Below are 11,946 nucleotides of genomic sequence, written 5' to 3' on the forward strand. Positions count from 1 at the left end.
GGTTGCGCGCTTGCCGGATGGACAAACAATGGGGACGGAAGCAAATGCCCCCGTCCCCGCATTCCAGGCGATGTCCCCGTGAGCGGCAACACGCCCGGGTTCCCCATGGATTCCATTTTTCTTATGGAAGGATTGCCTTTTGAAAATCATCGCGAACTTGTTTCAGCAACCGGTCATCCGTGAGCAGCCGGTGCGCCGTGAAGGCCAGCGCTTTCGCCCCCTTGATCAAAGCTTGGTCGGCCAAGGGGGAACGGGCCGCTTCCCGGAACTCTTCCGTGTGGGCGATTAACGTATCCGGGCCGATTTTTATATGGGGATGGGCCGTCGGCGTCACATGGCTGATATTTCCCGCGTCCGTCGAGCCTTTTCCCCCGCCCTCGTTTTTCACGACTTCTTCCCCCAATGCGGTCAATTCTTCTTCCAAGATCGCATCCAAGGTCGGATTCACAATGAAATCGAGGACTTCATTTTGAAACCGTTCGATTTCCACCTTCGTTCCCGTCGCCAAAGCCGCCCCTTCGGCGATTTTCCGGACTTTCTCCGATACTTCCTCGGCCCGTTTCCACGTCTCCGCCCGGATAAAGAAGCGGGCGGAGGCATAATCCGGGATGATGTTCGGGGCATCGCCGCCATGGGTGATGATCCCGTGGATGCGGATATCCCGCGGAAGCTGCTGCCGCAGCGCGTTGATCCCGTTGAATAACAGGATCACCGCATCGAGGGCATTGATCCCCTGCTCCGGGGCGCCGGAGGCATGGGCGGCTTTTCCGAAGAAGTGGAAATCCAAAGGATCGACGGCAAGCGTCCGGGCGGAAAGGCTCGTTTTCCCGCTGGGGTGGATCATCAAAGCCACATCGATGTCTTTTAATAAACCGTGTTTGACAAAGCTGCCCTTTGCCGAACCGTTCGGTCCCCCTTCCTCCGCCGGGGTGCCGAAGACGAAAACTTCCCCGCCCGTTTCATGAATGACTTCCGCTACGGCGATGGCCGCCGCCACGCTCGTCGTCCCGATCAAATTATGCCCGCACGCGTGCCCGAGTCCCGGCAGCGCATCATACTCGGCAAGAAAGGCGATTTTCGGGCCGTCGATATGGGAAGGCTTCCTCGCGACAAAGGCCGTCTCATGGCCGGCAACGTTTGTCGTGACCTCAAAACCGGCCTTTTTCAGAAGATCGGTCAACCTTTCCGATGCGAAAAATTCCTGATTTCCGATTTCCGGATGATCATGAATCTCATGGCTCGTTTGAATATACAGTTCCCTTCCGTTTTCGATGCTTTCCTCGATCCGCTTCCTTTGAAGCTGCAAATCAACCGGCACGCCAATTCCCCCCGCTTTTTATTTGATGATGTCTTCCAGTTCTTCAATCGGAATGTCGACCACGACGGAACCGCCGTTCGTATCCTTTTTGATCGCCTCGACCACTTCAGGATCATGGTAGATCTCGACAATCTTTTTGAATGTTTGATTGTCTTTGTCTTCCGCCCGGGCGGCAAAAACATTGATATACGGCTGCGCCGCCGGATCATTCGGATCTTCCAGGAAGATGGCGTCTTTATTCGGAACGAATCCGGCCTGCCCGGCAATCCCGTTATTGATCACGGACGCGGCCACATCCGGAAGCACCCTCGGCGTTTGTTGGGCCACCATCGGAATGATCTCCAATTTTTTGGGATTTTCCTTGATTCCGCTCAAATCGCCGAACAAGCCGAAATCCTCCTTCAGCTTGATCAATCCGGCCGACTGAAGCAGCTTCAAAGCCCTCGCCTGGTTCGAGGGATCATCGGGGATGGCGATTTTCGCCTTGTCGGGGATTTCGGAGACGTCCTTATATTTCTCGGAATAAATGCCCATCGGCGCGATGACCGTGGTCCCGATCGGCACGATATCCAGATGATGTTCTTCCTTGAATTGATTCAAAAAGGCGATGTGCTGGAACGCATTCAAATCGATTTCCTTGTCCGCCAGCGCCTGGTTCGGCAGCGTGTAATCGGAAAATTCAACCAGCTCGATGGTGATGCCTTCCTTCGCCGCCTTTTCCTTGATGATGTCCCAGACCTGGCCGTCGGTCCCCGTCACCCCGATTTTTACCACCTTTTTTTCATCGGAAGCCGTCTCGCCCTTGCACGCCGAAAGTAAAGCGAAAAGAAGTACCGCAATCAACGATAAGCCTATTTTTTTGTACATTCTGTTTCCTCCTTGAATGCCAAATTTTTTCTATCGACGCAAAAAAATCCTCGAAAGATAATTCCCGATCAATTGTGCGATCTGCACCAAGAGAATGAGGATAACGACGGTGACGATCATGACGGAGGTATCAAACCGCTGATACCCGTAGGTCATCGCCAGGTTGCCCAAACCGCCGCCGCCGACCGTTCCCGCCATCGCCGAGAAATCGATCAAGCCGATGGTGACAAAGGTCAAGCCTAAAATCAGCGGTCCGATCGCTTCCGGGATGATGATTTCAAAAATGATCCGGAAGGGTCCGGCGCCCATCGCCTTGGCCGCTTCGATAATCCCCGGGTCGATGGAGACGAGATTATTTTCCACCACCCTGGCCACCGAAAAGGAGGCGGCGATCGTCATGGGGAAAATCGCGGCAGCCGTCCCGATGGTCGTCCCGATCACCGCCCGGGTCAACGGGGCGATGGCGACCAAAAAGATGATGAACGGGATGGGACGGACGATGTTGATGATAATGTTTAAAAAGGAATAGATGAACCGATTTTCAAAAACATTCCCTTTTCGGGTGACATATAAAAGCAGCCCCATCAAGATTCCGATAATGGACGAAAATAGCAAGGTAAAAACGACCATCGTAATCGTCTGGCCGGTCGCCTCGACAATCCGCGGCCAAAACGTGGACCAATCAACCCGCATCGGACAGGACCTCCTTTACTTGCACAACTTTTTTCAGTTCTTCGATGACCCTTTTCACTTCCTGTCCATCGCCTATGATTTCGACAATCAGATTCCCGAATAATTGCCCCTGCAGTTCGCTGATATTTCCGTTCAAAATGTTGACATCCACATTGTATCGCTTTGAAATCCTCGATAAGATCGGCTGTTTTGTCGCATCGCCCTTGAACGTCAGGCGGTACAGATGGTTCGTTCCGTTCCGCTTCAGTTCCTCGAGCAAGGATTCGGAAAGGGAATCGTGGATCACCGAACGGATGAAGTTTTTCGTCGTCCGGGTTTTCGGGCTGGTGAAAATATCCAGGACGGAGCCTTCTTCGATGATCCGTCCCTCCTCCATCACGGCGACCCGATCGCAAATCTTGCGGATGACATGCATCTCATGGGTGATCAATAGGATGGTCACATTCAACTCCCGGTTCACTTTTTTTAACAGATTCAGAATGTCGTTGGTGGTTTCCGGATCGAGGGCCGAAGTCGGTTCGTCACAAATCAGAATTTTTGGGGAAGTGGCCAGGGCCCTCGCAATGCCCACCCTTTGCTTCTGGCCTCCCGACAGCTGCTCGGGATAATCGCCCGCTTTATCCTCGAGTCCGACGAACCGGAGCAGTTCCCAAACGATCCGTTTCCTTTCCTCCTTCGGGACCTGTGCGATTTTTAAGGGATATTCCACATTTCCAAAAACTGTCCGGGAATTGAACAAATTAAAATTTTGGAAGATCATTCCGATATTTTGCCGCAATTTACGCAGTTCCTTGGTGGACAGTTTGGTGATCTCCTGCCGGTTCACGAAGATCTTCCCGGAAGTCGGTTTTTCCAACAGATTGACCAGGCGGAGGAGGGTGCTTTTTCCGGCGCCGCTGAAGCCGATGATGCCGAAGATTTCTCCCTCTTTGACGGTCAGGCTTACATCTTTGACGGCCGCGACTTCCCGGTCCTTGGTCTGAAATACCTTGGTGACATTTTCAAAAGTGATCATCGAGCACCTCCAATAAATACGAGTAAATGGATATGAAAACTCGGTTTAAGAGACGAATCGAAATTTCCCCGCATCCCCTCCTTTTCGGATAAATGAAAACCCCCCTCATCTTACCTCCAGGAAGATAAGATGAGAGGGGTCATGCGTTCGCAAAACTCCGTCTCATTTCTTATCTTCCAAGCCGTCCAGACGACTTGCTGGAATTGGCACAGTGCTTTCATGCGAAAGCCCGCTGCCGAGGTTTCATCGGGCCAGTCCCTCCACCTCTCTGGATAAGAAATGACGAGGAAAATATGTAATTTTTATGTATGATTGTATAGTAATATGAATGTTTGAAAATGTCAATATGCGAGTTTTTCCTGACGATCAGTCTGCCAAGGAGCAGCCCTCTTTTTCATTAATTGTTGCTTTCTTTCCTGCCGCGCTTACGCCTGGTTCCCCCTTCATAGGCGTGCGTCTTCGATCACTCACCTATTGAAGGGGATAAGTTTTGCCCACAAATATTTTACGCATACTTTTTTTGACAGCCCGTCGGAACCGTCCCGGCAGAAAAAGGGTTGACCAAAATCCTCTCCGTCTTTCATAATCAAAGTAATCAACAATCCGAACGAAAAGGAGACTCGTCCGATGAAATTTTTTTCGAAAAAATGGTATGAAACTATGCAGGATCCCCATCTTTTGACCTTCCCCGAATCCGATGAAGAATGGGCGGATTTCATCCGCGGTTTCGAAGAAGAAAGCGAGGATTTCCGCGCCTATTTGCGGGGAGAGCTGGAATCCATTAAAGACCGGCTGCTGCAGATCCTCCCCGAAACCTTCCACCCCTATGTGCTGGACGGGACGATCAATCAGCCCGAACTCCCGAAACGGGTCCGGGACGAGGTTTTGGCCTGGCTGAAAGAAAAACAGGAAGAAGCGGAAAAGATGATCGACGCGGCCGGGGAATACAAGGAAAAAATCCGCGGGCAGTTGCCGGAAGGTTTGGCGGAAATCGCGGACGCCGGGCTCCATGATGCCCAAATCCGTTTCATCCGCCGCGGGGAGGACGTTTTGCGGCTCACCCTGGACGGATCCGGCAGTTTCAGTTACGGCGAGGCCGCCGTGATCGAAATATCGGGGATCAAGGAGGAAAGATCCGAATTCCCATTGGCTCCCGGCATGTATTGGCTGTACGAGGAGACGGACGTGGAAAGGGACGGGTTCCGGCTTGGGGTCCTGTTCGATTCCCCGATGACGGAATGGGAAATCACCGCAACCGATTTCCGGATCCGCCATTTTTACCGAAACGAAGAACATCCCGGATGGGCGGATGAAGACGGTCCGGCCGGGGCATCGGACGGCGAATGGAAAAAGGCGGAACGGCGCCTCGGGTTCCGCTTTCCCCAGGCTTTCCGGGAACTGATGAACAGGCAAAACGGCGGACGGATCGACCATCCCTTTTTCCTCCTTCCGGACCGGGCGGTGGAAATTACCCGGATTTTGCCGCTGGAAGAGTTGGCGGAACAAGGCGGCGTCATCCCTTTTGCGGCTTGCGCCATCGGTTCGGTCGCCTTCCTCCGGGAAACCGGTCAGATCGTTTATGTGGCGGAAGACGGAGAACCGCGGCCATTGGCGGATTCTTTCGAAGAATGGACCCGGCTTTTGCTGAGCGGGGAATTTGTTGAGGCGGAAGACCCGCTTTCCGACCCGCTCCCGCCGGAAGAATTGGAAGCCGCCCTTTTCAGCGGGGATTTGGGGCTCGCCGTCCGGGCATGGAATACGATCGCCGAACGGCCGGAAGAACACGTGCCGCTCATCAAAAAGGCGCTGCCCCATTTTATCAACCATGAGGACATGCAACTGGGACAAATCGGAGAATTGTTCGCCGGCCATTTCGTGGCCGAAGGCATCATCACCGAAGAATTCTTGGAATCAATCAAAAGATGAACGGATAAAACCGGCGGGCCGCCTCCGATGCCGAGGAAGCCCGCCGGATTTTTACAGGGGATGAAGCGCCAAAGGGCCATTCCCGCGCCTTCCTCCCGGACCTTTCTCACCCGAATCGATTCAAGATCTCTTGCCTGCCCTCGAAAAGAACAAAACCCTATAAATCATTGATCCCCTTGAAAAACTCATAAGCAAAGAATAAGGAAAAGCCCACCAACAGGCATCCCGCGATGGTGGAAACCCATTTGATGAACGTCCGATTTACGATTTTTCGTGCCCCTGCCACGATGGACATGAAAATAAGATCATGGAGCAAAATCCCCGTTAAAATTCCCGAGGCCACGGCAAAAAAACCGGTTTTTTCCGAAGCATGAAAAGAATGGGTTAAAACCGTTCCGAATACGCCGAGCCAAAACACGACGCTTCCCGGCGAAATGGCGACCAAAAATCCATTCCAATAGGATGATTTCAATGATTTTTTTATTTTTTCATTTCCCAAACGGATATCCTTATCCGCATTTTTGATGCTGTCGATCCCGATATACAATAAAATGAGGGAGCCGAACAGCCACATTAAGGTTTGGACGGCGGGCACGGCCAGAACGGACGCGAAGCCAAAATAAAGAAGGGTAATCAAGATCAAATCCACCGTCATCCCGCCCAGTCCGACAAACCATCCATGGAAAAACCCGTTTTTCAAGCCTTGTTTCGTCATTTCGATGGTCACCGCCCCGACGGGAAGGGCGATGGATAAACCTAACAATACGTGGGTGAAGAAAAGCGCAAACATCCGACCCCTCCAACCTTGCCGGATCAACCGGCCGCTTTGAATCCCTGGAACCGCTATTGCAAACGACGGGATTACTCCAGCCATTGGCATTTGATAAAATTAATATAATCTCAAATTAACCCCAACAAAAGGTACAGTTTTTGAAAATCATATAGGGACAGATTGGAATGCGGGTGGTCACCACATGTTTGAAATCACGCCAACCTTTGACGAAAACGCGGATAAACCCCTATATTTCCAACTTTATGATTACATCCGGGGAGAAATGGAAGCGGGACGGATTCCCCCCAACACCCGGTTGCCGTCCATCCGGAAACTGGCCCGGCATCTGGGAGTCAGCAAAAACACGGTGGAAGCCGCCTATCAACAATTAATGGCGGAAGGGTACATGATCAGCAAACCGAAAAGCGGGTATTATGCAGCCGAAATGGAAGATCGGCCGTCCGCCGCCATCCATTCGCACAAGAAGATTTCTTTATTCGACCAGAGGAACCGGCATATGCCAGCCAAAACCGATATCCGGATTGATTTTCGGCACGGGAATATTGATCGGGAAAGTTTTCCCATTGCGGTATGGAAAAAGTTAAGCAATCAAGTGATGCGGGAAAAGGAAATTTTTTCCTATGGAGAGCCGCAGGGAGAGCCCGAATTTCGCCTCGAACTTGCGAAATACTTGTATCAATCGCGGGGAGTGGTATGTTCTCCCGATCAGATCATCATCGGCGGAGGAATCCAGCAGCTGCTCAGCCTCCTCTGTTTAATCATCGGGGCAAAACGCCATCCGATCGCTTTTGAAAATCCGGGTTATGATGGGGCGAGGGAAATCTTTCTCCATCACGGCTTTCCGGTCATCCCCATTGAGGTGAATCGGCAAGGCATTCATCTGGAAAAACTGGAAAAAAGTGAAGCTCGTTTCGTGTATGTTACCCCTTCGCACCAATTTCCCCTTGGATTCATTATGCCCGTCGCCAGCCGCATCAAGCTGATCCGGTGGGCGGAGCGGGCAAACGGATATATCATTGAAGACGATTACGACAGCGAATTTCGGTATAAAGGGAAACCGATCCCGGCTTTGCAAGGATTGGATCCCCACGGCCGGGTCATCTATTTGGGCACGTTTTCCAAATCGCTATTGCCTTCCGTTCGCATCGCCTACATGATCTTGCCGAAACCGTTGATGACGAAGTATAAAATGAATTTTTCCATATATGAGCAGCCTGTTTCAAAAATTCATCAAAAGACCCTTTACCTATTTATGCGTGAAGGCTATTGGGAAAAGCATCTCCGGAAAATGAGGCATGTTTATCAGAAAAAACATATGATGCTGATCCGGACGATTCAAACGTATATGGGAGACAACGTGAGGATCATCGGAGAAGATTCCGGACTCCATGTCATCCTGGAGGTGAAAAGCGACGATACGGAGGAACATCTGATTCAAACGGCAAAAAATGCTGGCATCCGCGTTTACCCGACATCCAACTATTGGATGGACAACCCGCCTTCGCCTTACCCGCAAATCCTTATGGGATTCGGCGGATTAAGCGAAAATGAAATGATCCAAGGAATCCGTATATTGAGCGAAACTTGGTTCAGCTAGCATAATCTGCCGTCAGGCGGGGGCTTCACCCATTTTCTGCGGGAAGGCGGCGGACCGGCAGGCGATCCGCAGCGTCCTTCCCGTTTAAAATGCCCCGGTTTGCAAATCATCCGTTCACCCTGTACAAATAGATCCTCCACCAGGAATCATCGTCCTCGAATACCTTTTCCAGGGCGAGGCCGTTTTCCTCCGCGTTAAGGATCGGGACCGCCGAAAGGATATACTCCCCGCCCATTTTTTTGAACTGTTCCGTGTTCAAATCCAAGTCTTTGATCACCCGTTCCGATCGTTTCGAAAACATATAATGTTTGCCCAGCTCGGCGGTGAAAATATAGCAGCGGCCGCCCCAATGGTCGAAATAATCCCGGATCGTTTTGTCTTTCGCCAGTTCCCGTTCGATGATTTTGCGGAATTCCAATTTATAGCTTAAAGGATAGATATTGTTATAGGTATCGAGGGTATAAAAGCCGTTGTATTGGGCGATCGCCGGATGGATGCCGATGCTGGCCACCCGGTAGTCCTCCGCCGGTTTTCCGATATAGGCTTTGATTTCCTGAAACTGCTTTTCCGCGTAAAACTGTTTGAAGCTCGGGGAGTGGCGGTAATAGATTTGCTCGTTGTACGGAACAAGGATGAGAAACTGGGCCAAAATCAGGCCGGCGGCGGCCGCCTTCCCCAGCCGTTCCGTCCTCTCCCCGCCCAAAAAAGGCCATGATCTCACCGCATCCGCCAGGATCTTTAACGACAAGGCGAAGAGGGCATAGACGACGACCGGGCTGAAATAATGGAAACGGGAAAAATTGAAGGAATTCAGGATGCCGACCCGTTCTTTCAGCGGCTGCCACCCTTCGTAGAACCAGAAGGCGTACCAGGTGGACAAAGCGAGATGAAAGAAATGGAGAAAAAGAAACAGCTTCTCTTCCTTCCATCTTTTTTTCCAGATCACGTAAACGAGGCACAGCAGGGAGAAGGGCAGGATCAATTTGTCGTGGACCGAGCGGTCCTGGTTATGGGCGAAAATATAGTTTTTCAAGATCAATTTGAAAGTGGCCGCAAGGCTGTTTTTCGATTCGTAAAAAACGTCCCGGTTTGTCGGTTCATGGGGAAGGAGTATGGAAGTGACCAAACGGTGATCCATCAGCAGATAAATGCCGGTCATGTAAACAATCGCAAGCAGGAACCGGACGTTCCATTTCCTTGTCCGGATGGCGTCGATCAGCCAAACAACGCCCATCGCCGTCAAAAAATAGAAAAAACCGAGGACGAAGCTGGACAAAAAGGGCAGACCCGTCAATATCAAATAATGGAACCATTTGGCCTTCCCCGCCCGGATGTGCAAAAACGCCCACAGGGCAAGGGGCATGCCCAAAATGCTCAGCATCCCCGAAGGCCAATAGGGAATCAAGGAAAAGGTCAAGGCCGTCCCGATTTGAATGAACCAGGCTCTTTCGTCTTTGACGATGAAATCCTTCAGCAGCAAATACATGCCGATAAACGCGAGAAGGCGGGTGATCAGTTGGCTGAGCCCGTAGGCGATGACCGGGGGGAAGACCATGAACAGAGCGATCATGGCGTAAAACTCCGTATAAAAGGCATTCCGCTTCAATTCCCCGTTGATGATCTGTCCGATCGGCGCATCCCCGGGGGCGAACAGCTGCCCACTTTCTTTCAGCACCTTATACCAGGCGATGTTCGAGTCCAAGTTGTCATGGATCCGCATATGGGCATCTTCGCCGAGGATAAAATAGGGGGATGTCCATAATCCGATGATGAGGCAGGCGATCCCGATGAAAAACGGTTTATTGCAAAATTTTCTTGCCATATTCTCCCCCCCATTCCCTCTTTGTTTTCGTTTTGCGGAAGACAAACCATTTTTGTCCGAAATAATTGGTGACCGTATACAGGCCGTTTCCGAAAAGGACGGCCCATTCTTCCGTATACCTTTCCACCGTCTCCAGATGCCGCAGCGCCCCCTCGGCCAGCGCCAAGCCCGCCTTGTAGGAAAGCAGATAGCAAAGGAAAATGACGAGAATAAAGCGGAACAGGCCGGAACCGACCCGGACATCGCTTCGGAAAGTAAACCTCCGGTTCAAAAAAAAGCTGGCCAATGCGCCGGCGCCATTTCCGATAAACGTGGAAGGCCAGTAGGGAAGGCCGAACAAGGTCAGGCAAAGAAAGGTCACGGAAAGCCCGATGCACGTATTGATGACGCCCACGCCCAAAAACTTGATGAAAGGACTTTGGATCTTCATTTGCCCACCTGCTGTTTCGGCCGCTTATATTCTTGGCTGAAATGTTGCAACCGTTCTTCCAGGATGTACCGGGGCCGCCCCTTTACTTCTTCATAGATCTTCCCGACATACTCCCCGATCAGGCCGATGCTGATCAGGAGCAGGCCCCCGATAAACCAGAGGGAAATCATGATCGACGCCCAGCCGCCGACGGGATCGGCGGAGAATTTTTGCACAAGGACGTAGACAGCCGCCAAAAAGCTGATCAGCGAACTGATAAAGCCGATGGCCGTAATCAACCGGATCGGCTTGACGCTGAAGGAAGTGATTCCGTCCAAGGCCAGGGCCAGCATTTTCGGCAACGGATATTTCGACTCCCCGGCCGCCCTTTCTTTCCGGTCATAATACACCTTGGCCGATTTAAAGCCCAAAAGGGGGACAATTCCCCTTAAAAAAAGGTTCGCCTCCTTATACTGGAGAAGGGCGTTCAGGGCGCGCCGGCTCAACAGCCGGTAATCCGCATGGTTGTATACGAGGGGCAGGCCCATCTTTTCCATCAGCCGGTAAAACATTTGGGCCGTGGTCCGCTTGAAAAAGGAATCGGTTTCCCGCCGTTTGCGGACCCCGTACACCACATCGTAACCTTCCAAATATTTGATCACAAACTCCTTGATGACGGAGATATCGTCCTGGAGATCGGCGTCGATGGAAATGACGCAGTCGGAATAGCGGGAAGCTTCCTCCAGGCCGGCCATCAACGCCCGTTGGTGGCCGAAATTTCTCGACAGTTTCAGCCCGTTGACCATGCTGTCTTCCGTGTACGCCTTTTTGATCAGATCCCACGTCGAATCCCGGCTTCCGTCATCGACGAACAAAATTTTGCTGTTTCTATCCACATACCCTTCCTTGATTAATCGGGTCACGGTATTTTTCAGCTGCCTGAGCGTAGTCGGAAACACTTCCTCTTCGTTATAGCACGGTACCACGATTGTCAGCGACGGCTGTTTCATCTTGATCCCCCTTGTTTTTACAAAGGAAATAGTTTTCCCTTCCTATTAGACGCCCAAAAACTGGATATTGTTTCAAACTTTCAGAGGAACTTGCCTGCTTTGTGCGGATGATTTTCCATGATGTTCCATCTCCGTCCAAAACTTGTCTATTATATTATATACGGAAAAATTTTAAAAAAACATTAAAAAAAGATGAAGGTATGTGTCAAGATTTTCTCGGGATGGTTATCAGATCAATAATTCAGGCGCCCTCATTTTGTACACCACAACTAATGTTTTTGCCAGTTCCTGTAAATCGATTCCGGAAGTGTCAGTAATGTTGGCCATTATGGATGACCTTCCGCAATCTTCCTACGGCACTTGAATTGCACGTGTATACCGCGATCGATCCGTGCCGCACCCCGACTGATGGCCGGGTTCTCTCATGCAATATTGCGCTCATCTTTACGATTTTCCGGGCTTCCCGCTGTTTTCGGACGCTCCTTTGTCTGTCTTT

Annotated in this window: 10 protein-coding genes and 1 riboswitch; of the genes, 2 read left to right on the plus strand and 8 right to left on the minus strand. The window is 51.2% G+C overall.

What is annotated here, in order from left to right:
- Positions 1 to 121: 121 nt before the first annotated feature.
- Genes A3EQ_RS0119575 through A3EQ_RS0119590 form a run of 4 tightly spaced genes read right to left on the minus strand, consistent with a single transcriptional unit; the run spans position 122 to position 3,893 of the window.
- A complete protein-coding gene (locus tag A3EQ_RS0119575) occupies positions 122 to 1,318 on the minus strand; it encodes a M20 family metallopeptidase (RefSeq protein WP_020156838.1) in 1,197 nt (398 codons plus the stop codon).
- 18 nt (positions 1,319 to 1,336) lie between these two features.
- Entirely contained in the window at positions 1,337 to 2,185 is an 849-nt protein-coding gene (locus A3EQ_RS0119580; protein WP_020156839.1) for a MetQ/NlpA family ABC transporter substrate-binding protein, read from the minus strand.
- A gap of 30 nt (positions 2,186 to 2,215) precedes the next feature.
- Positions 2,216 to 2,878: a methionine ABC transporter permease gene (locus A3EQ_RS0119585; protein WP_020156840.1), complete on the minus strand. Its 663-nt coding sequence runs from the start codon at positions 2,876 to 2,878 to the stop codon at positions 2,216 to 2,218.
- A complete protein-coding gene (locus A3EQ_RS0119590) occupies positions 2,868 to 3,893 on the minus strand; it encodes a methionine ABC transporter ATP-binding protein (protein ID WP_020156841.1) in 1,026 nt (341 codons plus the stop codon). Before A3EQ_RS0119590 ends, A3EQ_RS0119585 begins: the two co-directional genes overlap by 11 nt.
- Before the next feature lie 166 nt (positions 3,894 to 4,059).
- A riboswitch (SAM riboswitch) is annotated at positions 4,060 to 4,172 on the minus strand.
- 348 nt (positions 4,173 to 4,520) lie between these two features.
- Between A3EQ_RS0119590 and A3EQ_RS0119595 the strand changes: the two genes are divergently transcribed.
- A complete protein-coding gene (locus A3EQ_RS0119595; RefSeq protein WP_020156842.1) occupies positions 4,521 to 5,819 on the plus strand; it encodes a DUF4085 family protein in 1,299 nt (432 codons plus the stop codon).
- 157 nt (positions 5,820 to 5,976) lie between these two features.
- Here A3EQ_RS0119595 and A3EQ_RS0119600 read toward each other — a convergent pair whose 3' ends face one another.
- The gene (locus tag A3EQ_RS0119600) at positions 5,977 to 6,609 is read right to left on the minus strand and encodes a LysE family translocator (protein WP_020156843.1); all 633 of its coding nucleotides are present in this window, start codon (positions 6,607 to 6,609) and stop codon (positions 5,977 to 5,979) included.
- A gap of 184 nt (positions 6,610 to 6,793) precedes the next feature.
- On the opposite strand from A3EQ_RS0119600, the gene pdxR reads away from it, so the two are divergent.
- A complete protein-coding gene (gene pdxR, locus A3EQ_RS0119605) occupies positions 6,794 to 8,209 on the plus strand; it encodes a MocR-like pyridoxine biosynthesis transcription factor PdxR (RefSeq protein ID WP_020156844.1) in 1,416 nt (471 codons plus the stop codon).
- A gap of 106 nt (positions 8,210 to 8,315) precedes the next feature.
- On the opposite strand, the gene A3EQ_RS0119610 is transcribed toward pdxR, so the two are convergent.
- From A3EQ_RS0119610 to A3EQ_RS0119620, 3 genes are read right to left on the minus strand one after another with little or no spacing between them, the layout of a single operon-like run.
- Positions 8,316 to 10,031, minus strand: coding sequence for a DUF6044 family protein (locus A3EQ_RS0119610; RefSeq protein ID WP_020156845.1), 1,716 nt, complete (start codon positions 10,029 to 10,031; stop codon positions 8,316 to 8,318).
- Positions 10,009 to 10,461: a GtrA family protein gene (locus A3EQ_RS0119615; protein ID WP_020156846.1), complete on the minus strand. Its 453-nt coding sequence runs from the start codon at positions 10,459 to 10,461 to the stop codon at positions 10,009 to 10,011. The genes A3EQ_RS0119610 and A3EQ_RS0119615 overlap by 23 nt, the downstream gene beginning before the upstream one ends.
- Positions 10,458 to 11,450, minus strand: coding sequence for a glycosyltransferase (locus A3EQ_RS0119620; protein ID WP_020156847.1), 993 nt, complete (start codon positions 11,448 to 11,450; stop codon positions 10,458 to 10,460). Before A3EQ_RS0119620 ends, A3EQ_RS0119615 begins: the two co-directional genes overlap by 4 nt.
- Positions 11,451 to 11,946 lie beyond the last annotated feature (496 nt).

The sequence above is a fragment of the Caldibacillus debilis DSM 16016 genome, from assembly GCF_000383875.1.
GTDB lineage: Bacteria > Bacillota > Bacilli > Bacillales > Caldibacillaceae > Caldibacillus > Caldibacillus debilis.

What these genes read in the sequence shown, in the direction of transcription:
- A3EQ_RS0119595 (WP_020156842.1), top strand. Translation starts at nt 4,521, where the DNA reads ATGAAATTTTTTTCGAAAAAATGGTATGAAACTATGCAGGATCCCCAT.
- A3EQ_RS0119615 (WP_020156846.1), bottom strand. Translation starts at nt 10,461, where the DNA reads ATGAAGATCCAAAGTCCTTTCATCAAGTTTTTGGGCGTGGGCGTCATC.
- A3EQ_RS0119620 (WP_020156847.1), bottom strand. Translation starts at nt 11,450, where the DNA reads ATGAAACAGCCGTCGCTGACAATCGTGGTACCGTGCTATAACGAAGAG.
- A3EQ_RS0119590 (WP_020156841.1), bottom strand. Translation starts at nt 3,893, where the DNA reads ATGATCACTTTTGAAAATGTCACCAAGGTATTTCAGACCAAGGACCGG.
- A3EQ_RS0119610 (WP_020156845.1), bottom strand. Translation starts at nt 10,031, where the DNA reads ATGGCAAGAAAATTTTGCAATAAACCGTTTTTCATCGGGATCGCCTGC.
- A3EQ_RS0119580 (WP_020156839.1), bottom strand. Translation starts at nt 2,185, where the DNA reads ATGTACAAAAAAATAGGCTTATCGTTGATTGCGGTACTTCTTTTCGCT.
- A3EQ_RS0119585 (WP_020156840.1), bottom strand. Translation starts at nt 2,878, where the DNA reads ATGCGGGTTGATTGGTCCACGTTTTGGCCGCGGATTGTCGAGGCGACC.
- pdxR (WP_020156844.1), top strand. Translation starts at nt 6,794, where the DNA reads ATGTTTGAAATCACGCCAACCTTTGACGAAAACGCGGATAAACCCCTA.
- A3EQ_RS0119600 (WP_020156843.1), bottom strand. Translation starts at nt 6,609, where the DNA reads ATGTTTGCGCTTTTCTTCACCCACGTATTGTTAGGTTTATCCATCGCC.